At 63.7% G+C, this 21,620-nt stretch carries 23 protein-coding genes and 1 pseudogene; 7 read left to right on the forward strand and 17 right to left on the reverse strand.

The features are described from left to right. Positions 1-157: 157 nt before the first annotated feature. The 7 genes from gspF to gspG form a co-directional block, all read right to left on the reverse strand. The gene (gene gspF, locus NDJ82_RS23570; protein WP_250926398.1) at positions 158-1,369 is read right to left on the reverse strand and encodes a type II secretion system inner membrane protein GspF; all 1,212 of its coding nucleotides are present in this window, start codon (positions 1,367-1,369) and stop codon (positions 158-160) included. Further along, positions 1,369-2,787: a type II secretion system ATPase GspE gene (gene gspE / locus NDJ82_RS23575; protein WP_150675258.1), complete on the reverse strand. Its 1,419-nt coding sequence runs from the start codon at positions 2,785-2,787 to the stop codon at positions 1,369-1,371. Before gspE ends, gspF begins: the two co-directional genes overlap by 1 nt. 142 nt (positions 2,788-2,929) lie before the next feature. Beyond that, positions 2,930-5,191 carry a type II secretion system secretin GspD gene (gene gspD / locus NDJ82_RS23580; RefSeq protein WP_250926399.1) on the reverse strand — a complete coding sequence of 754 codons (2,262 nt, stop codon included), beginning with the start codon at positions 5,189-5,191 and terminating at the stop codon, positions 2,930-2,932. Then, entirely contained in the window at positions 5,188-5,700 is a 513-nt protein-coding gene (locus NDJ82_RS23585; protein WP_112194814.1) for a type II secretion system protein M, read from the reverse strand. The genes gspD and NDJ82_RS23585 overlap by 4 nt, the downstream gene beginning before the upstream one ends. Next, positions 5,693-6,763 carry a type II secretion system protein GspL gene (gene gspL / locus NDJ82_RS23590; protein WP_250926400.1) on the reverse strand — a complete coding sequence of 357 codons (1,071 nt, stop codon included), beginning with the start codon at positions 6,761-6,763 and terminating at the stop codon, positions 5,693-5,695. The genes NDJ82_RS23585 and gspL overlap by 8 nt, the downstream gene beginning before the upstream one ends. After that, the gene (gene gspK / locus NDJ82_RS23595; protein WP_250926401.1) at positions 6,760-7,638 is read right to left on the reverse strand and encodes a type II secretion system minor pseudopilin GspK; all 879 of its coding nucleotides are present in this window, start codon (positions 7,636-7,638) and stop codon (positions 6,760-6,762) included. Before gspK ends, gspL begins: the two co-directional genes overlap by 4 nt. An 8-nt stretch (positions 7,639-7,646) precedes the next feature. After that, the gene (gspG, locus tag NDJ82_RS23600) at positions 7,647-8,096 is read right to left on the reverse strand and encodes a type II secretion system major pseudopilin GspG (RefSeq protein ID WP_099586432.1); all 450 of its coding nucleotides are present in this window, start codon (positions 8,094-8,096) and stop codon (positions 7,647-7,649) included. A gap of 147 nt (positions 8,097-8,243) precedes the next feature. Here gspG and gspI point away from each other — a divergent pair, with 147 nt between their 5' ends. Then, on the forward strand, positions 8,244-8,609 hold the full coding sequence (gene gspI / locus NDJ82_RS23605; protein WP_099586431.1) for a type II secretion system minor pseudopilin GspI: 366 nt from the start codon (positions 8,244-8,246) through the stop codon (positions 8,607-8,609). On the opposite strand, the gene NDJ82_RS23610 is transcribed toward gspI, so the two are convergent. Beyond that, positions 8,596-9,027 (reverse strand): type II secretion system protein N, encoded by a 432-nt coding sequence (locus tag NDJ82_RS23610; RefSeq protein ID WP_158878772.1) that lies wholly within the window; start codon positions 9,025-9,027, stop codon positions 8,596-8,598. The two genes, gspI and NDJ82_RS23610, sit on opposite strands and share 14 nt — an antisense overlap. Positions 9,028-9,120: 93 nt before the next feature. Between NDJ82_RS23610 and gspH the strand changes: the two genes are divergently transcribed. Together gspH and NDJ82_RS23620 are read left to right on the forward strand one after the other, a co-directional pair. Further along, on the forward strand, positions 9,121-9,573 hold the full coding sequence (gene gspH / locus NDJ82_RS23615) for a type II secretion system minor pseudopilin GspH (protein ID WP_099586429.1): 453 nt from the start codon (positions 9,121-9,123) through the stop codon (positions 9,571-9,573). After that, the gene (locus NDJ82_RS23620) at positions 9,570-10,175 is read left to right on the forward strand and encodes a type II secretion system protein GspJ (RefSeq protein WP_099586428.1); all 606 of its coding nucleotides are present in this window, start codon (positions 9,570-9,572) and stop codon (positions 10,173-10,175) included. Before gspH ends, NDJ82_RS23620 begins: the two co-directional genes overlap by 4 nt. An 826-nt stretch (positions 10,176-11,001) precedes the next feature. Here the strand turns inward: NDJ82_RS23620 and NDJ82_RS23625 are convergent. From NDJ82_RS23625 to NDJ82_RS23635, 3 genes are read right to left on the reverse strand one after another with little or no spacing between them, the layout of a single operon-like run. Then, positions 11,002-11,928: a FecR family protein gene (locus tag NDJ82_RS23625; RefSeq protein ID WP_250926402.1), complete on the reverse strand. Its 927-nt coding sequence runs from the start codon at positions 11,926-11,928 to the stop codon at positions 11,002-11,004. 37 nt (positions 11,929-11,965) lie between these two features. Then, positions 11,966-12,511: an RNA polymerase sigma factor gene (locus NDJ82_RS23630; protein ID WP_099586426.1), complete on the reverse strand. Its 546-nt coding sequence runs from the start codon at positions 12,509-12,511 to the stop codon at positions 11,966-11,968. Next, positions 12,508-13,152: a secretin and TonB N-terminal domain-containing protein gene (locus NDJ82_RS23635; protein WP_099586425.1), complete on the reverse strand. Its 645-nt coding sequence runs from the start codon at positions 13,150-13,152 to the stop codon at positions 12,508-12,510. The genes NDJ82_RS23630 and NDJ82_RS23635 overlap by 4 nt, the downstream gene beginning before the upstream one ends. Positions 13,153-13,369: 217 nt before the next feature. Between NDJ82_RS23635 and NDJ82_RS23640 the strand changes: the two genes are divergently transcribed. Beyond that, complete coding sequence (locus tag NDJ82_RS23640; RefSeq protein ID WP_191948498.1) at positions 13,370-13,681, forward strand: hypothetical protein; 312 nt, start codon at positions 13,370-13,372, stop codon at positions 13,679-13,681. 56 nt (positions 13,682-13,737) lie between these two features. Here the strand turns inward: NDJ82_RS23640 and NDJ82_RS23645 are convergent, their stop codons facing one another. Continuing rightward, positions 13,738-14,805, reverse strand: coding sequence for an NAD(P)-dependent alcohol dehydrogenase (locus NDJ82_RS23645; protein WP_112194802.1), 1,068 nt, complete (start codon positions 14,803-14,805; stop codon positions 13,738-13,740). Positions 14,806-14,954: 149 nt separating this feature from the next. Here NDJ82_RS23645 and NDJ82_RS23650 point away from each other — a divergent pair, with 149 nt between their 5' ends. Beyond that, positions 14,955-15,773, forward strand: a complete 819-nt coding sequence (locus NDJ82_RS23650; protein ID WP_250926403.1) for an alpha/beta fold hydrolase — start codon at positions 14,955-14,957, stop codon at positions 15,771-15,773. Between the two features lie 44 nt (positions 15,774-15,817). Here the strand turns inward: NDJ82_RS23650 and NDJ82_RS23655 are convergent, their stop codons facing one another. After that, a complete protein-coding gene (locus NDJ82_RS23655; protein WP_099586421.1) occupies positions 15,818-16,204 on the reverse strand; it encodes a DoxX family protein in 387 nt (128 codons plus the stop codon). A 195-nt stretch (positions 16,205-16,399) separates the two neighbouring features. Between NDJ82_RS23655 and NDJ82_RS23660 the strand changes: the two genes are divergently transcribed. After that, the gene (locus NDJ82_RS23660) at positions 16,400-17,398 is read left to right on the forward strand and encodes an NAD(P)H-quinone oxidoreductase (protein WP_250926404.1); all 999 of its coding nucleotides are present in this window, start codon (positions 16,400-16,402) and stop codon (positions 17,396-17,398) included. A 61-nt stretch (positions 17,399-17,459) separates the two neighbouring features. Here NDJ82_RS23660 and NDJ82_RS23665 read toward each other — a convergent pair whose 3' ends face one another. The 3 genes and pseudogenes from NDJ82_RS23665 to NDJ82_RS23675 form a co-directional block, all read right to left on the reverse strand. Continuing rightward, entirely contained in the window at positions 17,460-18,584 is a 1,125-nt protein-coding gene (locus NDJ82_RS23665) for an alkene reductase (protein WP_112196943.1), read from the reverse strand. A gap of 77 nt (positions 18,585-18,661) precedes the next feature. Beyond that, positions 18,662-19,342 carry a type 1 glutamine amidotransferase domain-containing protein gene (locus NDJ82_RS23670; RefSeq protein WP_250926405.1) on the reverse strand — a complete coding sequence of 227 codons (681 nt, stop codon included), beginning with the start codon at positions 19,340-19,342 and terminating at the stop codon, positions 18,662-18,664. Beyond that, positions 19,339-19,966: pseudogene (locus NDJ82_RS23675) on the reverse strand (TetR/AcrR family transcriptional regulator). The gene NDJ82_RS23670 and the pseudogene NDJ82_RS23675 overlap by 4 nt, the downstream one beginning before the upstream one ends. A 173-nt stretch (positions 19,967-20,139) precedes the next feature. On the opposite strand from NDJ82_RS23675, the gene NDJ82_RS23680 reads away from it, so the two are divergent. Continuing rightward, positions 20,140-21,084 carry a GlxA family transcriptional regulator gene (locus NDJ82_RS23680; RefSeq protein WP_250926406.1) on the forward strand — a complete coding sequence of 315 codons (945 nt, stop codon included), beginning with the start codon at positions 20,140-20,142 and terminating at the stop codon, positions 21,082-21,084. On the opposite strand, the gene NDJ82_RS23685 is transcribed toward NDJ82_RS23680, so the two are convergent. Beyond that, positions 21,062-21,568, reverse strand: coding sequence for a GNAT family N-acetyltransferase (locus tag NDJ82_RS23685; protein ID WP_099586436.1), 507 nt, complete (start codon positions 21,566-21,568; stop codon positions 21,062-21,064). The two genes, NDJ82_RS23680 and NDJ82_RS23685, sit on opposite strands and share 23 nt — an antisense overlap. Positions 21,569-21,620 lie beyond the last annotated feature (52 nt).

Below are 21,620 nucleotides of genomic sequence, written 5' to 3' on the forward strand. Positions count from 1 at the left end.
GGGTCTGGCGATATTGGCCCGCCCCAAAAATCAACTGAACAGAAAAGCCCCAATGTGGGAGGGGGCTTCTGTGGCAAGCCAGCTCACCACAAGAGCCTCGTTTGCTAAGGTTATGTTTTCACCAAAGCCCCCCTCCCACATTTTTTACAGCGTGTCGTCAGGTGACGAGTTGGTTGATCTCGATGATCGGCAACAGCACCGCCATCACAATCACCAGCACCACGGCGCCCATGACTACGATCATCAGCGGCTCCAGCAACGCGGTCATGCCCATGGCGCGCCGTTCGATATCCCGCGACAGGGTTTGCGCCGCACGCTCCAGCATCGGCGGCAGCGAGCCGGTTTTTTCGCCGCTGGCGATCAGGTGGATCAGCACCGGCGGAAAGACTTTCTCCACCGCCAGCGCCGGCGCCAGGTTGACGCCTTCACGCACCTTGGCGGTGGCATCGTTGACGCACTGGCTCAGGCGCTCGTTGGACAAGGTCTGCCGCGCCGCCTCCAGCGCCCGCAACAACGGCACGCCGGCACCGCCGAGGATTGCCAGGGTCGAGGCAAACCGTGCCGTGTTCAGGCCCAGCACAAAGCGCCCGATCAGCGGCAGACGCAGCACGCGGCTGTGCCAATTCAAGCGCGCCACCGGGTTGCGCAGGTACAGGCGCCAGCTCCAGAAACCGCCGACGATCCCGGCGAAACACAGCCAGCCCCAGGCACGGATAAAGTCGCTGGCGTTGAGCATCGCCAGGGTCAGGCCCGGCAGGTCCTGGCGCGCCTGGGAAAACGCGCTGACCACCTGGGGCACCACGTAACTCAGCAAAAAAATCACAATGCCGATGGACACCAGCCCCACCACACCGGGGTAGATAAATGCAGTGAGGATTTTGCCGCGCAGGTTGTTGCGTTCCTCGATGTAGTCGGCCAGGCGCTCCATCACCTGGGCGAGGTCACCGGATTCCTCCCCCGCCGCGATCAACGCGCGGTAGATCGACGGGAAATCCCGTGGCCGCGCCGCCAGCGCATCCGCCAGGCGCATGCCGCCGCGCACGTCGCCACGCACGGCCGCCAACGTCTGGGCGATGTGCTTTTTCTCGGCCTGCTCCACCGTGGCACTCAGCGCCGCCTCCAGCGGCAGGCTGGCGCCGAGCAGGCTCGCCAGTTGCCGCGTGGCCCAGGCCAGGTCGTTGTCCGACAGCTTGGCGGCGAACAGGCTGCTGCCGGCGGTGGTGTGCTGATGGCCTTCGACCTGCACCAGCAGCGCGGTCAGGCCACGGCTGCGCAGCACGGCAAACGCCCCGCTCTGGCTGTCGGCCTCCAGGTGCCCGGCCTCGACGTTACCGTTGGCGTCGGCGGCTTCATAGCGATAGCGATTCATCAGGCGTCCCGTGTCACGCGCAGGATTTCTTCGGGGGCGGTGGCGCCGCTGCGTACCCAGCGCTCACCGTCCTCACGCATGCTGAACATCCCGGCCCGGCGCGCGGCGAGGCGCAAATCCTGCTCACCGGCGCCCTGGTGGATCAGGCTGCGCACATCGTCGTCTACGCAAAACAACTCATGGATACCGGTGCGGCCGCTGTAACCGACCTGGTTGCAATGTGAACATCCCACCGGACGCCAGGTGCCCGGCGCGGCCGGGTCTTCCTGCTTGCAATGGGGGCACAGGCGCCGCACCAACCGCTGGGCCAATACTCCCAGCAATGACGATGCCAACAGGAACGGCTCGACGCCCATATCGATCAAGCGATTGACCGCCGACACCGCGTCATTGGTGTGCAAGGTGGCCAGCACCAAGTGCCCGGTGAGCGAGGCCTGCACGGCGATCTGCGCGGTTTCCAGGTCGCGGATTTCGCCGATCATGATGATGTCCGGGTCCTGGCGCAGGATCGCCCGCAATGCCAGCGCGAAGGTCATGTCGATCTTGGCGTTGACCTGGATCTGGCTGATGCCCGGCAAGTCATATTCCACCGGGTCTTCCACGGTGAGGATATTGCTGGTGCTCGCATCCAGCCGCGCCAACGCCGCGTAGAGGCTGGTGGTCTTGCCGCTGCCGGTGGGCCCGGTGACCAGCACGATGCCGTGGGGCTGGCGGATCAACGTATCGAGGCGCGCCAGCAACTGCGCTTCCATGCCCAGGGTTTCCAACTGCAAACGCCCGGCCTGCTTGTCGAGCAGGCGCATCACCACCCGCTCGCCATGCCCGGTGGGCACCGTCGACACCCGAATATCAATCGGCCGCCCGGCCACACGCAAGGCGATACGCCCATCCTGGGGCAGGCGTTTTTCGGCGATATCGAGCTGGGCCATGATCTTGATCCGCGACACCAACGCACCGTGCAGCGCTTTGCGCGGCGACACCACATCGCGCAGCGTGCCGTCGACGCGATAGCGCACCACGGAATGGGTTTCGTAGGGTTCGATGTGGATATCACTGGCCTCATCGCGGGCGGCCTGAGTGAGCAAGGCGTTGATCATGCGGATCACTGGCGCACCGTCCTGGGTGTCGAGCAGATCGGTGATTTCGGGCATGTCCTGCATCAGGCGGTCGAGGTCCACTTCATTCTCGGCAGCACCGACCACAGCGGCGGCACTGCCCGTGTCGGCATAAGCGCTGGCGAGCAGGCCGTCGAGTTCGTCGTCGCGTACCTGCTCAATCGGCGACTCGCCAAACTGGCGCTGGACTTCACTGATGGACCACCCGGGGGTTGAAGGGCAGACGGTGAGCAGCATGCCTTCGTCGCCGGGCCGCAGAAGGATGCGCTGGGATTTGGCCCAGGCGTAGGGCAGCAGGCTCATACCCCTCTCCCACTGGAGTACACAGTCCAAATGTGGGAGGGGGCTTGCCCCCGATAGCGGTGGGTCAGTTGATTCATATGTGACTGACACACCCTCATCGGGGGCAAGCCCCCTCCCACATTTAGTTCTGTGTACAGCAGGCTCATGGCCGTGTCCCTGCCGGAATCGCCTTCTCCACCGAAGGCAACTGCGGCGCCTGCACATCCGGCATCGCCCAACTATGCTCCGGCTGCAAGCCACCCTGAGCCCGGCGCATATAGTCATACCGATTCAACGTAATCGCCCGCCCCGCCCCACTGTCACGAATGATGTAAGGCCGCAAAAAGACCATCAGATTGGTCTTGTTCACCGCCCGCCGCTCATTGCGAAACAACGCCCCCAGCCCCGGAATACTCGACAGCCACGGCACTGCGTCATTGCTCTGGCTATAACCATCCTGCAGCAAGCCACCCAGCACCATGATCTGCCCGTCATCCAACAGAATGCTGGTATCAATCGCCCGCTTGTTAGTCACCGTCCCCGCGGCCACCGACGCCCGGGAATCCACACTGCTGACTTCCTGATAGATATCCAGCTTCACCGTGCCGCCCTCGGAAATCTGCGGGCGCACGTTCAACTTGAGCCCCACTTCTTCACGCTGCACGGTCTGGAACGGGTTGTTGCTGGTGCCCCCGCCGCCGGTGACATAGCTGCCGGTGACAAACGGAATCGTCTGCCCCACAAAAATGCTCGCCGCTTCGTTGTCCAGGGTCAGCAGGTTGGGCGTGGACAGCACGTTGGTGCCGCCCTTGCTCTTCAAGGCGCGGGCCAGCACCTTGAGGTCGAGCACCTTGCCGATCCCTGGAATATCCACGGTGCCGTTGACCAGGCCGATGTTCAGGCCCTTGGGCAATACATCAATGCTGGTGGGACTGGCGGGTGTGCCGTTCAAGCCGCTGCCGCCGAGGTTGACCCCACCAAACCCGCCGCTGCCCGCCAGGTTGCCGGCCTGCCATTGCACGCCGAACTCGGTAGCGTCGTCCTCACCCACTTCCACGATCAGGCTTTCGATCACCACCTGGGCGCGGCGCTGGTCGAGCATGTCGATCACTTCGCGCAGGTTGCGGTACAGCGGGTCCGGCGCGGAGATCAACAAGGTGTTGGTGGTGGCGTCGGCCTGGATGGTCACGCCGCCGGCGCTGAACGCGGTGTCCTGGTCCTTGGACGGGCTGCCGGTAGCTTGCGGGTCCTGGCCATAGCTCGATTGCACGCCGCTGCCGGTGGGCGTGCCGCTGCTGTTCTGCGCGTTGCTGGCTGGGGTGGTGGTCTGGCCGTTGCCGCCCATGGCACTGAGTTTGCCGCGCGCCTCGTCGCTGACGCCGGAATCGCTCTCGCCGGTCAATAACCCGCGCAGCGACTGGGCCAGCTTGCCCGCCTGGGCGTTGCGCAGGTACACCACGTGCATATTGCTGGGGTTACTCTGGGCGTTGTCGAGCTTGTAGATCAGGTTGCGCGCCAGCTCGGTGCGTTCGGGGCTGCCGGAGCGAATGATGATCGAGTTGGAACGCGGATCGCCGATCACATTGATCTTCTGGGTCTGGTCGGCGCCCTGGGTTTCGAGCAGTTCGGCGACCATGGCGGCGATGTCGACAGCGATGCCGTTCTGGATCTGCACCACGTCGGTGTCAATGGCGCTGGGGGTGTCGATGCCACTGATGATCTGTGCAACCCGCGCCAGGTTTTCCGCATAGTCGGTGATGACGATGCTGTTGTTGCCGGGGTAAGCGTTGATCGGGTTGTTCGGCGACACAATGGGGCGCAGCACCGGGATCAGGTTCACCGCGTTTTCGTATTGCAGGCGGAAGGTGCGGGTCTGCATGCCACTGCTGCCAGCGCTGTAGATCGGCCCGCCGAGCAACTTGGCATCGGCCTCCGGCACCACCTGGGCCACGCCGCCTACATCCACCACGCTAAAGCCCTGCATGCGCAACGCGGCCAGCAGCATGTCGTAGGCCTGATGCGCGGGGACCTGGCCTTCGCTGACCAGGGTCAGGTTGCCCTTCACACGCGGGTCCACCAGAAATTGCTGGCCGGTGGCACGGGACAGTGCGCGCACCACCGCCTGGATATCGGCGTCGACGAAGTTGAGTTGCACCGGTTGGTCGCCCAACGGGTTACGCGCCTTGACCGTCGCCGGGGCCTGGCCACGGGCGCTGTTGGTCACCCGATGCTGCACGGCGGGCTTGGGGACAAGTTCGCGCTGGCGATCCAGCACGCTATCGCCGCTGCGGCGCGTGTCGGCCAACGGCTGGCCGAGTTCGCTGTCCACCAGCAACGGCTTGGGCGCCTCCTGGCTGCTGCATGCACTGAGCGCCAGCAACAGCAGTGGCGCGGCCATACGAAAAGGGGGGACTGACCACTTCATGAAGCTTCCTTAGCGCCAAGCGCCTGATCCATGCGAACGGTCCCGGACACAGTGCCGGCCGAGGTGTCGACGGCGTCCGGGGCACGTTGCAAACGCGCCTCGGACACTTCCAGAGAAAATGAACGGGGATTGCCCAGCAACCAGCCCACCACGGCGTCGGCCGGGGCGTTGTCGAAGGTCAGGCGCCAACCGCCGGCGTCCAGCGCCTGCAACTGGTAATGGCCTTGCAGACCGGCGCTGTCCAGGGCCTGGCGCAGCGCCGCCTCATCGGCGGGCCGAGGCGCGGTGACGTCCTGCAACAGCACCTGCAAGGCGGCGGCCTGGGCGCGCAGCTTGGGGGTTTCGGCTTGCCAATAGTCGATCTTCTTCAACGCGGGCTGGACCAGCACCAGCCAGGTCAACAGGCTCGCCAGCACCAGGCCGACGCCCACCAGCATGCGTTTTTCACGCAGGGCCAGGCCGTTCCAGAACACCTGGGTCTGGCCGCGCATGCGGTGCCATTTATTCATCGCCGGCTCCCGGTTTTTCTGCGACCTGCGCGGGGGCAATGCTCCAGCCATGGTCGTCCCGCGTGGCGGCAAACCCTGCCTGCGCCAAGGCCGCCTGCCACTCGTCCTCGACGGCCGGGCTACGGCTGTCGGCCAGCAACGCCAGTTGCAAGCGTCCGTGTTCGAAGGTCAGGGTGTCGACGCTGCCCACCATGAACGGCAACTGGCTGCCCACCAGTTGCAGCAGGCTGGGAAAGCGTTGGCCGGGATCGGCGGCGGCGCCGGTCTGGCGTGCCGTCAGTTGCTGGCGGGCCTGCTGCAACGGATTGAGCACCACCGGCAACTCGGGAAACGCCTGGCGTACCTGCTGGCTCATCAACGCTTTGAGCCGCAAGCCTTCATCCGCCTGGCGGGCGGCATACAGATTGAGGCCAACCGTCCAGACCAGCGCAGCCAGCGCGACACAGGCCAGCGCCCGGCCCCACCCACCCTTGGAGCCTTCGCGCAGGCGTGCGTGCAAACCCCAGGCGGGCACGGCACCGGCCCAACGTTGCGCAGCGTCCACCAGCGGCATATCGAGGGCCTGCAACCCCAGCGGGTGCACCGCCGCTTGTTGCAGGCTGTCGCGGGTCAACAAACAGCCTTCGTCCAGCGCCGCTGCGCCCACGGGCAACGCGTAGGGCGCCGGGTACAGGCCGCGCAGTTTGAGTTGCGCCAGCGCCAGGACCTGACCGAGCCGCTCCAGCCCGGCCTTGGGCACCCAGCCGACCTGCACGCGGCCGTCGCTTTCCCGGGGGCCGTGGGCCACGTGCATCTGCTCCACCGGGCCGAGGATCAACGCCTGGGCCGCGCAGGCCACGGCGGCCTGGGTTTTGGCGGCGGGCAATGGCGGCAATTCGAGGCTCGTCAGCAGGCTGTCGCGGGGGTGCAGAAAACAGTCCACCGCGTGGCGGCCCTTGCCCAATTGCACCAGGCTTTCATGACCTTCGCGGACCACCGCGCCACGCTCCAGCCAGGCCCATTTCACCCGACTGTCGACCCTCAATTCAGCCAGCGGCGGCAAGGCAATGCGCAAGCGTTTCATACGCCCACCCGCGACCAGATCACCTGGGGCCGGCGACTCTCCGGACGGTGCAGCAGCGCATCAAGGGTCACCCGCCGTTGCGCCTGCCGCGCCTGGCCCTGCAGGCGAAACCACTCGCTGGTGATGCCCACCTGCACCGTGTCCACCGCCACCTGCGGCAAGTGCAGACGGTTGACGAAATCCCCCCGGTTGATAAACCAGTGCCCGCCGTCACGTTCAGCCACCAGCGCCTGGGCCTGGGACAGGCTCAGTTGCGGCACCACGGCGCTGAGCACTTCGGCGCGGGCGGTGTTGCCGTTGACCCAGGTGACGTCGGGCAGCACGCTGATATAGGTCTGCAGGCGCTGCACGACCTCGGGTTCGAGGCCTTCGATACCACTCAAGTCATCCAGGCTGCGCAGCATCGGGTATCTGGCGGGCGTGTCGAGTTGCTCATAGGACGCGATCACGCGCTGGCTGATGCGCCGGCTCACGGCCGGGTCAACGCCGATCAGGCGGCACAGGCGTTCGAAGCTCTGCACTTGCTCGACATCCACCCGCTGGCGATTGACCAGGTTGCGCAGGTTGAACTTGCCCTGCTCGTCTTCAACCCGGCCTTCGAACGCACCGCCCTGGGCACTGGCCCACGGCTGGTCCAGGCGGGTCAGCACGTCTTTCTGGCGCGCTTCCCACAACATCTGCCGGCTGCGCTCAAGGCCGCCTTGCAACAGCCACTGGCCCTGGATGCGCATCTGCTCGGCTTCCAGGCTGCGGGTAAACACGCTCTGGCGCGTGAGCATGGCGCCGGCGATCACCGCCACCACGGCGGCGATCAGCAGCGCGCTGATAATCGCCATGCCGCGCTGCTTCACCACTGGGGGCGAATACCGTTTCATGGCGCGCCTTACAACTGCCAGGAGCCAATATCGGCATTCACACCATCGCCATCCGGCTGGCCATCGGCGCCGAGGGAAAACACATCGACTTCGCCGTTGGCGCCCGGATTGAGGTAGTGGTACGGATGACCCCACGGGTCATTCGGCAAACGGTCGAGGTAGGCGCGCCAGCTGGTGTTCTTGGCATCCGCCGGGCGCTCCACCAGCACTTTCAGGCCCTGGTTCATGTTCGGGTAGGTGCCGTGGTCGAGGCGGTAGAGTTTCAGTGCCTGCATCAAGCCGCCGATGTCTTGCCTGGCCGCCGTGGCCCGTGCCTGGTCCGGCCGATCGAGCACCTTGGGCACCACCATCGCCGCCAGGATCCCGAGGATGACCACCACCACCATGATCTCGATCAAGGTAAAGCCACGCTGGCCGCGAGGGCCTGGCAATGGGGACGTTAGGCGCGCGATATCCATCTCGACATTCCTTGGGTGAGTGCATTTCGTGGCGCAGTGTTGCAAGAACACATGTCAGTCGTATTGAAAATCCTCGGGAGGTTCGGTCGCCAATCGGTCAACTCGCGGCGCTAGTCTGCGGGCCTGTTTCCAGGCTTTGAGAGCGCCATGTACGGCCATCGCAACGAGCGAGGATTTACCCTGATTGAAGTGCTGGTGGCGCTTGCGATCATTGCCGTGGCCATGGCCGCCGCTGTGCGTGTGGCCGGGTTGATGACCCAGAGCAACGGGCTGTTGCGGGACAAGTCGATGGCGCTGCTGGCGGCGCAAAGTCGCCTGGCGGAAGCCCGGTTGGAGGGCAGTCTGCGCAGCGGCAAGCAGACCATCGAGTGCGACCAGGGCCGCCTGAAACTGCGCTGCGAGCAGACCGTCAGCGCCGATGGCCCGCTGTTTAAGATCACCGTCCTGGTGCTCGACGCCAGTCGCGAAGCGCCGCCCCTGGCGCGCCTTGCCACTCAGGTCATGGCCGAGTGAGGCGCGGCAATGCGGGAGCGTCCGGCAGCTTGTCGAGGTTGACGCGCAGTTTCTCGCCGCCCCGCTCAATCTCCACACCATCGCCTTCGATGGCCGTCAGCCGCACGCCGGGGCTCAGGCGCTCACCCAATAGAAAGCTGCGCGGCGGGCCGTCGTTGAGGCTGAGGATCGCCACCGCACCGCGCGCGCCGGCGAGCACGCCAGTGACCTTGACCTGCAACGCCGTCGGCGCATTGGAAAACCATTGCAGCGCCGGGTTATCACTGCGTGCCGCCAGGGCCTGCGGGGTGGCCTGGGGCGTATGGGATTGCGCGGAGGTGAGCAACAGTGGCGTCCACACTACCCCGCCGGCCAAGGCCGCCAGCAGCGCGCCGATCTGCACGCCCTGGGCGGGGGAAAATCGCAGGGAAAAAGCCATGGGTGGGACCTCCTGTTTGTCCGAGTCTCCAGCGTACAGGCCAATTCGCACGTTTTTATTTCACAACCTCGCCAGTTCAGCAGGTGCCCCGCGATGAAACAACACGGCTTCACCCTGATCGAGCTGATGGTCGTGCTGGTGATCATCGGCATTGCCAGTGCCGCCATCAGCCTGAGCATCAAGCCCGACCCGCTGCACCTGCTGCGCAAAGACGCCGAGCGCCTGAGCCAGCTGTTGCAAGTGGCCCAGGCCGAAGCCCGCGCCGACGGCCGCCCGATTACCTGGCGCGCCGATGCCAAGGGGTTTCGCTTCAATCGTCGCAGTGAGGACGGAATGGGCATGGAGGCGTTCAAGGGCGATGCCCAATTGCGCCCACGTCTATGGGAGAGCCCGTCGATGCAGATCAACATCGAACCCAGGCAGACCCTGGTACTCGATGCCGAGTGGATCAACCCACCCGTGCGCGTGGTGCTGTCCGACGGGCAACACAGCCTCAGCCTGCAACGGGATGCCGCCGGTTTGATGCGTGTGGTGAGCCTGCCATGAAGCGCGCTGAACAAGGTTTTACGCTGATCGAAGTGATGGTCGCGATCATGCTCATGGCGGTAGTCAGCCTGATCGCCTGGCGCGGGTTGGACAGCGTGACCCGTGCCGATCATCACCTGCAGGCGAGCACGGAACAGACTGAGGCCATGTTGCGCGTACTGAACCAGCTGCAACGGGACATCAGCCTCAGGGCCAGTGTGGAACTGACTGTGCCGAAAGACGGCGCCGATGGGTTGGCTGGCGTTTCCGTTCGCAGCTCCGACAGCAAAGGGTTTCAGTTGGACGTAATCCGCAGTGCCCCCGTGGCAGGCGATGGCTTGCAGCGGGTGCGCTGGTGGCTCAAGGGCGACAGCCTGTATCGCGCCGCCGCGCCGGCGCGGGATCGGTTTCCGTTACCGGCGGCCAAGGATGGGGTCGTGGTGTTGACCGGGGTCAGCGATTTGCAGGTGCGGGTGTGGGAGGCGGACAAGGGCTGGCGCCAGTTGAGTGGGAATCGGCGGGCGGATCCGCTGGGGTTGGAGATTCGGTTGGTCAGGCAGACGGCGCAGGGGGTGGAGCGGTATCGGCAGGTGCTGGGGCCTTTGCGGGTGGGGGGCGACTGAGATCAAAAGCCAGCGCCGATGCTGGCTGACATCGGTCTGATATGGAGATCCAAATGTGGGAGGGGGCTCAACCATAAGCCGCCGTTACTCCAACAACGGATATGTACACCGACAAACTGCCATCGGAGCATCGGTATCTACACAACGTTGGCATCATCCTGAACCTGTGGCGAGGGGGCTTGCTCCCGCGACTGCTCTAGAGCCGACGACTATCCGACTGATGCTCCGCGATTGAACTGTGGGAGGGGGCTTGCCCCCGATAGCGGCCTGACAGCCGACCGGGATGTTGGATCAGAACGAGTACATATCCGTTCCTGCGGTCACGGCAGCTATGGGTTCCGCCCTTACGGCGGCTCACTTTTGAAGAGCGCAAAAGTAAGCAAAACGCTTCGCCCCACCACTCGGCACCTCGCCTAGGCTCGGTGTGCCCGTAATCCGACAGTGATTTGGGGGGCCGCCGCCACGCGCCATCCATGGCGCGGGGCGGCTAAACCGGCATCCCTGCCGGTTTACCCCCCAAATCACTGTCGAATTCCGGCCAGCGTGGTTTAACGGGGCGCCTTAGATCAAGATCAAGATCAAGATCAAAAGCAAGATCAAGGGCGGCTTGCTTCGCATCGTGGTTACCGTTGGACTCGCAGCCCAGCGCGGGACAAGCCCGCTCACCACAACAGCCTATTTGCCATAGATTCACCATCCATTGAAAGATGTGTAGATACGCATGCCTCGATGAGGGAGTGTCAGTTGATGCAACTTTGACTGACCCACCGCTATCGTCGCACCGCCCCTCCCACATTTGGGCTGGGTTCAACTGAAGAGACCTGGCCTAACTCAACAAAACAACGCCCCCAGGCAACTCCGTACACTTGGCCCCATACGCATCCCGAATCAACAGCGCCACGCCCGCCAACTGCTGCAGACTGAACCGCGCCTGCACCCGCCGTCGTCCCAGTTCTTTATTGAGCAGCACCAGCATCCCCGGCCGATAGCGGTTGATTTCATCCACCACCGTCGCCAGCGTCGCGTTATCGAACACCAGCACCTGCTCACGCCAGGCCACCACCGCCTGCGTGTCCACCGTCGTCACGGCACTGACCCCGGCAGCGTCATAGCTTATTTGCCGACCACTGCCCAAACTCAGACTGTTGCCGCCAACGTCCACCGACAGCGATCCTTCGATGCAGGTGACGCACACCCGGTGATCGGTATGCCGCACATTGAAGCGCGCCTGCGCCGCACTCACCCAGCCTTCCCCGGCCTGGACCTTGAGCGGTTGCGCAATATGGGCGACGACCTCGACCTCGCCTTCGAGCAGTTCAATCCCCTGCCCCACCCGGCTGATGCGTGTCTGCGTGTTGAGTTCCAGGCTCACGCCGTCGCTCAACAACACTTGGCGCTGCTCGCCGACCTCGGTGCGATAGTCCGCCGTGAGCCCGGAAAAACCGCCTGGCACACCGACGCGCACCATCACCACCGCCGCCGACGCGGCAATCGCAGCACCGAGGAATGCGCGACGCCCGAACTGACGCGGCGCAGACGTTTGCTCCAGCGCCGGTGCCAATTGCTGCCACAACCCTTTGGCCTGTTCAAACGCCTGGGCATGCTCATTACTCTGGTCGCACCAGGCTTTGAGGGCCTTGGCATCGGCCACGGTGGCGCGGCCCGAGGTCAGCAGGAGCAGCCAGTCGCGAGCTTCATCGTGCAAGGGGCTGGCGGCGGACGGCCGGGCGAGGGAGAGGCTAAAAATGTTCAAGCGCGCACATACTCACGGTTTTATCAGGGACTCAACACTAAGACGGTTTTCCGGCGCCGGGACCGAACCGCTGGATCACTTTTCTTTCCAGACGCTTGGCGCAATGCCCCAGGGCGGCCTTGATTTCTTTCTCCACCATGCGCGTGGAGATGCCGAAGCGTTGGGAGATTTCCAGGTGCGGCGCTTCTTCCAGGCGGGCGGCGATCAGGATCTTGCGGCGGCGCGCGGGCAGTTCATACAGGGCTTTGACCAGGGACTGGATTTCACGCTGGCCACCCACCACCCGCGACGGGTCCTGGGCTTCGTCGGCGCTTTGCAGCAATTCTTCCACCTCGCTGCCGGTGAGCAAGCGGGCGTCGGCTTGGCGGCGGTCGGCGGCGATGTTCAGGGCCATGCGGTACAGGTAGGCATTGGGTTGCGCCAGGTTCGGCGGCACTTCCATGCGGTCGACCCGCAGGTAGGTTTCGTGCAGGACGTCGTTGGCCAGGTCTTCCGAGCCCAAGCGCTTGCGCAAGCGCACCTTGAAGTCTTCGTAGGATGCCAGGAACAAGCTGACCATCGTACTGTGCCCGGTATTTTTCATCCGCCCGAGGCTCCTTTTACGGCTGTGCATTCCATGCGTGTTCCTGTGGTGTCGGGCATCAAGAGCAAAGTCAGTGGTTGGCGCAGTGAACTCGGCGCCGGGCGTTCCACCCGCGCAGCGCCGAGGCCGCGAACCAGTGCTTCATCGCGTTGTTCATCGCCGGTGGAGCTGACCAGCCGGCTGTGTTCGATCCTGCCGTCGCGGTTGACCCACACCTGCACCAGCGCACGAAAACTGCCGGGCCGGGTCAGGGGCGAACGGCACAGGCTGGTCTCGATGGCCTGCTGCAAGGCCGTCGCGTAGCTGTTATTGATCCGCGCAGCGCTGCGGGCCGCCGCACCACGAGCCGGGGGCGGTTGGCTGACCTCGGGCAACTGCAAGGTAAACGCATCGCTGCGTGCATAACGTGCCATCAGGCCGCTCCCCGTCAGCAACATCGCCAGAGCCTCCTGCGCCGTGAAACGACCGCGCACTCCAAAGGAGCGACGGCCCCGCGTCAATTCGCGGTCCACCAGCACCGCCATCCCGGTGGCGCGGCTGTAGGCTTGCAAGGCATGTTCAAGGTCTTGCGCGGGCAGGTTCAGTAACAACGGCGGCGACTGTGCCCGCGCAGCGCTGCCGCCGGCCAGCAGCAACAGCAAGACCAGGGCGCATACGGCGCGCCTCCAGGCCCCCTGTTCACCCCCTGCGTTGCATCGCTGCACGGCCGACGCGCCCTAGAAAACCGTCATCCTGAGGCCCGTTTATGAACCTGATGTTACGGTGATAGCAAAAAAAACATCACGGTGACGAGAAGCCGGCTGCACTAGACTCCAAAGCCTTACCGGCCCACTCCCTCGGGCCTGCCAGGAGGCCATGATGAAGCTGCTCCCGACGCTCGCCAGCCTGTTGCTGTGCGCCGCCCTGCCCTTGCTCGCCCACGCCGACAACGCGCCCGGCGGTTGCACCGAAGTCACGGTGGATGGCTACAAGGCGCCCGACTATGGCTGCCTGGGCCAACACATGGGCAATGACACGAATGCAGCCAAGGCCGCGAAAAAAAACCGTGAGGCGCAAAACCTGTCCGTGGAAAAACGCCCGCCAAACGCCGTGGGCTTATCCACCCCGGCGGCAACCAGCGTGCGCATGGGCAATACCTTTGGTACATCGGTCAAGCCGCAACGGCCGTGAGCCTGGGGGGCAAGCCCCCTCCCACAAGGGTTATTCGGTAGATTGGAGAGCGAGGCTCAGGCCGCGTGGCTTTCCTTCTTCAAACTCTCCATATCGATCACGAACCGGTACTTCACATCGCCCTTGAGCATCCGCTCATACGCCTCGTTGATACCCTGGATATCGATCATCTCCACATCCGAGACAATCCCGTGTTTGGCGCAGAAGTCCAGCATGTCCTGGGTTTCCTGGATGCCGCCGATCAACGAGCCGGCCAGGCTGCGACGCTTGAAGATCAGGCCGAATACCGCTGGCGACGGGTGCGGGCTGTCCGGGGCGCCGACCAACGTCATGGTGCCGTCGCGCTTGAGCAGGTTGAGAAACACGTCGAGGTTGTGCGGTGCGGCGACGGTGTTGAGGATGAAATCCAGGCTGTTGGCGACCTTGGCCATTTCATCCGGGTTCTTCGACACCACCACCTGGTCCGCGCCCAGGCGCAGGCCGTCTTCGCGTTTGTTGGGGGAAGTGGTGAACAGCGTGACGTGCGCGCCCATGGCATGGGCGATCTTCACCGCCATGTGGCCCAGGCCACCGAGGCCGACCACGCCGACCTTCTTGCCGGGGCCGACCTTCCAGTGATGCAGCGGCGAATAGGTGGTGATGCCCGCGCACAGCAACGGCGCCACCGCAGCCAGGTTGGAATCGTCGTGGGAGATGCGCAGCACGAACTTTTCCTTGACCACGATGCTGTCGGAGTAACCGCCGAAGGTGTTTTCACCGCCGAATACCGGGCCGTTGTAGGTGCCGGTAAAGCCGTTCTCGCAGTACTGCTCTTCGCCTTCGGCACAGGATGGACAGTGCTGGCAGCTGTCGACCATGCAGCCGACACCGGCCAGGTCGCCCACCTTGAATTTTTTCACGTTGGCGCCCACCGCCGTTACGCGGCCGACGATTTCATGGCCGGGTACCGAGGGGTACAGGGTGTTGTTCCACTCGTTGCGCGCGGTGTGCAGGTCGGAGTGGCACACGCCGCAATAGAGGATGTCGATCTGTACATCGTCCGCCCCTGGCGCACGGCGCTCGAAGGTGAAGGGCTTGAGCGAATCCTTGGAGTCCCGGGCGGCGTAGCTGTAGGTCTTGGCCATTTCGTTCACCTGCGTGATCAGACTGTGGAGGTCAGTGGACCAGCATAGACGCTGAACCGTTCAACCGAGCACACCCGTACAAGCCCTTCGTCAGGTTTACGGCAATAGTGCGCCAGCGTCTTATCGCCCCCCTCAACCAGGAGTTTTCCATGAGCACATTCGTTGCCAAAGACGGTACCCAGATCTATTTCAAGGACTGGGGCAGCGGTAAACCCGTGCTGTTCAGCCACGGCTGGCCGCTGGATGCCGACATGTGGGAATACCAGATGGAATACCTCAGCAGCCGTGGCTACCGCACCATCGCGTTCGACCGCCGTGGCTTTGGCCGCTCGGACCAGCCGTGGACCGGCAACGACTACAACACCTTCGCCGACGATATCGCGCAACTGATCGAACACCTGGACCTCAAGGACGTGACCCTGGTGGGCTTCTCCATGGGCGGCGGCGACGTGGCGCGCTACATCGCCCGTCACGGCAGCGCCCGGGTTGCCGGGCTGGTGCTGTTGGGTGCAGTCACGCCGATCTTCGGCCAGCAGCCGGATTACGCGCAGGGTGTACCGTTGGAAGTGTTCACCGGCATCAAGGCCGGCCTGCTCAAGGACCGTGCGCAGTTCATCGCGGACTTCAACACGCCGTTCTTCGGTCTCAACAAGGGGCAGACGGTCTCCGAAGGCACCCTGAGGCAGACCCTGCAAATCGCCATGCTGGCGTCCCTCAAGTCGACCGTGGATTGCGTCACCGCTTTCTCCGAAACCGACTTCCGTCCGGACATGGCCAAGATCGACGTGCCGACCCTGGTGATCCACGGCGATGGTGACCAGATCGTGCCGTTCGAAACCACCGGTAAAGTGGCCGCCGAGATGATCAAGGGCGCCGAGTTGAAGGTCTACAAGGACGCGCCCCACGGGTTTGCCGTGACCCACGCCCAGGCATTGAACGAAGACTTGCTGGCGTTCCTCAATCGCTGAAACCGCTCTCCTTATTCGGCCGGGTTTACCCGGCCTTTTTTTATTCAGGCAAAACGCTGGCCGAGCACAAAGCGCCCCGGCCCGGCAATCAGCACGCTGGTGAAGATGATCAGCAGCAACCAGCCGAACTGCCCTTCAAACACCGTCCACTGCGGATGCACCACCACCATGGCGATCAACAGCACCGCCAGGATCGGCAGGCACGCCAGGCGCACCCACACGCCGGCAACGATCAGCACCGGGCACAGCACTTCGGCAAAGATCGCCAGCAGCAGCGTGACGTGGGCGCCGAGGTGAAACGGGTCTTCGATCAGTTGCAGTTGTTCGTTGTAGTTGAGCACCTTGGGCACACCATGCACCCATAGCAGGAACAGCGCCCCGCTCGCCCGTAGAAACAACAGCCCCAGATCCTGATGTCTTGATTCGCTCATAGGTGCTCCCTGTTGGTTGAACGGTGGATTGTGTCCACTGAGCAGCGCGCAAGATTGCAAGCCTGTGCTGTTGTTCATGATCGCCGCCGGGGCGATAGTGGTCGCCCTGGCACTGGAACTGGGCATGCTTTGGCTGAACCGCCGGCCGCCCGATGCGGTCCCACTCCATACGCTCATCGCTGCAGGTAATTTCAAATGACACTCCCTAACGACATGACCCTGATCGAAATCACCAGCCCCGGTGGCCCAGAGGTGCTGCAACCGCGCCAGGCGCCAACACCTGTGGCCGGTCCCGGCGAGATCCTGATCCGCGTGCACGCCGCCGGGGTCAATCGCCCCGACGCCCTGCAACGCGCAGGCAAGTATCCGATGAAACCCGGCATGAGCCCGATTCCAGGTCTGGAAGTGGCCGGTGAAGTGGTGGCGCTGGGCGACGGCGTGACCGAGTTCGGCCTCGGCGACAAGGTATGCGCCCTGACCAATGGCGGCGGTTACGCGCAGTTTTGCACGGTGCCCGCCGGCCAGGCCTTACCGATCCCCGAAGGCATGGACTGGATTCAAGCCGCCGCCGTGCCGGAGACCTTCTTCACCGTGTGGGCCAACCTGTTCGGCCTGGGCGATGCGCATACCGGCCAACGGGTGCTGATCCATGGCGGCACCAGCGGCATCGGCACCACCGCACTGATGTTGTGCCGAGAGTTCGGCATCCAGGCCTTCGCCACCGCAGGCAGCGCCGACAAGTGCGCAGCTATCGCGAAGCTGGGCGCCAAGCCGATCAATTACCGCGAGCAGGCATTTGCCGAGGTCATCGCCCAACAGACCGACGGCCAGGGTGTGGACGTGATCCTCGACATCATGGGTGGCTCGTACCTCAACAACAACCTCAAGGCACTGGCCATGGACGGGCACCTGGTAATGCTCGGCTTTCTCGGCGGCGCCAAGGCCAATGACGTCGACCTGCTGACCATCCTCGGCAAACGCGCGGTGATCACCGGCTCGCTGCTGCGCGCACGCACCAAGGAAGAAAAAGCCGCGATTGCCGAACAGCTGCGCGAGTACATCTGGCCGGTGCTGGAGGCCGGGCGCTGCTTGCCGATCATCGACCAGGTGTTTGACTACACCGACGCCGCCAAGGCCCATGCACGGATGGAAGGTGGGGATCATATTGGGAAGATTGTGTTGCGGGTCGCGTAACCAGCAGGCACTAGACATCAAATGTGGGAGGGGGCAAGCCCCTCCCACATTGATTGCATGACTACCCGAGGTACGTGGGATAGTCGATATACCCCTCCTCACCGCCACCATACATCCCTGCCTCGCGCAGCGGATTCAATGGCCAGCCATTAAAAATCCGCTGCGGCAGGTCCGGGTTGGCAATGAACGGCCGCCCGAATGCGATCAAATCCGCCAGCCCGGCTTCGACCAGTTTCGCGCCGCGTTCAGCGGTGTAGCGACCGGCATAGATGATGCGACCGCTGAAGGTGCTGCGCACGGCTTCACGGAAGCTGTCAGGCAGGATCGGCGCGTTGTCCCAGTCGGCCTCGGCGATGGACACATAGGCAATGCCCGACGCCTCCAACACCTTGATCGCTTCGATATAGGTGTGGTGCGGGTCTTCTTCCACCAGGCCGATGTACACACGGTCTTCGTCAGTGCCGCTGAACAACGGCGAGAACCGCACGCCAAGGCGTTCCGGACCGACGACGGCGCTGACTGCTTCGACGATCTCACGCAGAAAACGCAGGCGGTTTTGCAGCGAGCCGCCGTATTCATCATCGCGGGTGTTGGAATGGGCCGAGATGAACTGATTGACCAGGTAACCATTGGCCGAATGGATTTCCACCCCGTCGAACCCGGCATCCACGGCGTTGCGCGCCGCCTGGGCGTAATGCCCCACCAGTTGCTTGACCTCAGCGGTGCTCAACGCGCGCGGCACCGGGGGTTGCACCAGTTCGCCGGCGCCAGGGCCGGTGGCGATGAAGGCTTTGGCTTGCAAGGCCGCCAGCGCAGAAGGCGCCACCGGTGCTGCACCGCCTGGCTGCAAGGCGTTATGGGAGACGCGCCCCACATGCCACAGTTGGGCGAAGATCACCCCGCCGTCGGCATGCACCGCGTCGGTGACTTTGCGCCAGCCGTCGATCTGCGCCGGGGTGTAGATGCCCGGTGTCCACGCGTAACCCTGGCCACGGGGTTCGATCTGCGTGCCTTCGCTGACCATGAACCCGGCGCTGGCACGCTGGCGGTAATACTCGGCCATCAGGTCGGTGGCGATATCGCCGGGCTGGGCGCTACGCTGGCGGGTCAGCGGGGGCAGCACAACACGGTTGGTCAGCGTGTGATGGCCCAGTTTTACCGGGGTACTTAAAACGGTGTCAGTCATGGTTTTTTCCAAATTCGGGGCGCACGAAAGCATTGGCGACTCTATTGAGTCGCCAACGAATCGAGTGGTTGATTAAGTTAAGCGGTGAGTTTCAGCAGGGCCTTGGCCACATCGCTGGAGCTGCCGGGGTTCTGCCCGGTGACCAGCAGGCCATCGACGAGCACGAAGGATGCCCAGTCGGCGCCCTTCTCGTACTTGCCGCCCAGCTTCTTGAATTCATCTTCAATCAGGAACGGCACCACGCTGGTCAGGCCTACGGCTTCTTCTTCAGAGTTGGAGAAGCCAGTCACGCGACGACCCTTGATCAACGGCTCACCATTGACCGCCTTGACGTGACGCAGCGCGCCCGGCGCGTGGCAGACAAAACCGATGGGCTTGCCGGCACGCTCAAACGCTTCGATCAGTGCGATGGACACCGGCGACTCCGCCAGGTCCCACAACGGGCCGTGACCGCCTGGGTAGAACACCGTGTCAAAGGCATCCACGTTGACTGTGTCCAGCTTGACGGTGTTGGCCAATGCCTGCTGCGCGACCAGGTCGGCGGCGAAGCGGCGGGTCTGCTCGGTTTGCGCATCCGGCTCGTCGCTGACCGGGTCCAACGGCGGCTGGCCACCGGCTGGGGAGGCCAGCACCACGTCGGCGCCGGCGTCCTTGAATGCGTAATACGGCGCGGCAAACTCTTCGAGCCAGAAGCCGGTCTTGCGCCCGGTATCGCCAAGCTGGTCGTGAGAGGTCAGTACCATTAATACTTTTTTCATTTTCCAGTGCCTCGATCAGTGAATATCAGTGTGTTCAGGGCAACCCAACAGCTGTCGGGTCAGCAACAACGCCTCATCAAACGGCGCGGATGTCAGGGTGATCTTGCTCATGACGCTGCTCCCCAGCCACAGCGCGTACAGCTGCTGGGCCAAGTCCTGCGGGCGGTGCTGAAGCCGCAATGAGCCGTCTTCAATGCCGCGCTGCAGCGCCACGGCGAGTAATGCAATGGTGCGCGAAGTGCCGCGTTGCAGGGCCAGACGCATCGGCTCTGAAAGGTCAGACACCTCGGCACCCAGTTTGACGGCAAGGCATTTGCCCGCCTCGGTGCAGCCGGTCTGATTGTCGATCCAGGCGTCCCAATAGCGCATCAACTTGGCGTGCTGGGTTAAACCGGGTTGGTCGAACAGTTGCTGCATGCCGTGTACGTAGTGGTCGAAGTAGGTGTCGAGCAACACCACACCGAAGCCATCCTTGGAGGTGAAGTAGTGATAGAACGACCCCTTGGGCACGTCGGCGGCTTGAAGGATTTCATTCAGGCCCACCGCAGAAAATCCCTTGCGGCCTACAATCACTTGCGCCGTGTCCAGAATGGTCTGTCGTGCATTTTTGGTTTCGCTGTTCATGCTTGATCCCGTCCGATTAGACCAGTCGTCTAGTTCGTTGAGGGAATGTTAGGGGCCACGCCGCACCCTCACAATGTCAGATACGCAAGGATTCCGGACATGACCCGACGCGGGTTGCCGTTTGCCCGGCACGCGCCGACAATCCACCCTCCCGCGCCCCTTGGAGAATGACGATGCACAGCGTTGCGCTGATGGTTTACCCGAACTTTCAATCCCTGAGCCTCAGCCTGGGCTCGGTGTTCGAGTGCGCGAACCTGCTGCGCGGGGAGCCGGCCTATGAGTTTCACCTGGTCTCTGAAAGCGGCGGCGCGGTGATGACCTCCCAGGGTTTTTCGGTGAACACCTCGCCGATTCGGCCCGAGGGCTATGACACGCTGATCGTCAGCGGTTATTTGGAATTCCGCCTGCCGGAGGCCAACCTGCTGGACTTGGTCAAGGCGGCCTCGGCGCAATCACGCCGCGTGGCCTCGTTGTGCATGGGCATCTTTGTGCTGGCCGACGCCGGATTGCTGGAAGGCAAGCGCACCACCACCCACTGGATTCACGCCCCGGCGTTTCGCAAGCGCTACCCGGCTATCCAACTGGAAGAAGACAAACTGTTTGTGGTGGACGGCCAGGTATGGACCGGCGCCGGCATGAGCGCCGGTGTGGACATGGCGCTGGCGATGGTGGAGAACGATTTGGGCAGCGACCTTGCCCGGCGCATTGCACGCAAACTGGTGATCGCCCAGCGCCGGGGCAGCGAGCAGTCGCAATTGTCGGCCCTGCTGGAGCTGGACCCCAAGTCCGACCGCGTGCAACTGGCCCTGGCCTACGCCCGCGAGAACCTCACCCATGACCTGTCCGTCGAAGCCCTGGCCGACGTCGCCCGTTTGAGCCCGCGCCAGTTCAGCCGGGTGTTCCGCGAAGAAACCGGGCAAACCCCGGCCAAGGCCATCGAAGCCCTGCGCGTGGAAGCTGCGCGGGCAATGATGGAAACCAGCCGTCACCCGGTGGAAGTGGTGGCCCGCGAAACCGGCTTCGGTGATCGCGAGCGCATGCGCCAGGCGTTTCTACGGGCGTTCGGGCAGCCGCCCCAGGCGATGCAGCAGGCGTTTAATGCAGCGCCGCACGCGTGATCAAGTAGCTCACCAACTGCGGCTCGTCGTCCAGTTCGAGGGTCTGCACCGGGCGCGGCAGGTTGTCCAGCACCGTGCGCCAGAACGCCTGGGACACTTCATCCTGGTCATAAAAGCGCACCAGCCAATTGGCCTCGCCGCTGCACAGCACCTGGGTGGCAATGGCGCGGCCGATGCCTTTGCGGCGGTAGCGCTTGAGGATGAACAGGTCGGCCAGTTCCAGGGCGTCGATGCCTGATACCTCACTGTCCTCGATCAACAGGAACCCGGCGATATAGCCATCGACCAGCAGCAGGTTGGCGCTCCAGCGCGGGTCTTGCCAGTAGCGGTTCAGGTGCTCGTCATGGATGTAGAAGCGGCCGTCGGCCTCGACATCTTCCTGCTCCCAGTCCGACGACTCATAGGCGTAATACTGGTAGAGGTTGCGGATCAACTCGGCTTCTTCGGGGCCGGTCTGGATCAGTTCCACGGTGGTTTCGGGCATGGGGCTCTCGGTCAAAAAACGCAGGGCGCCATTGTTCACAAAACCTCGGAAC

Origin of the sequence: Pseudomonas sp. SR18, assembly GCF_023701505.1 — a bacterium.
Lineage (GTDB): Bacteria > Pseudomonadota > Gammaproteobacteria > Pseudomonadales > Pseudomonadaceae > Aquipseudomonas > Aquipseudomonas cyclaminis.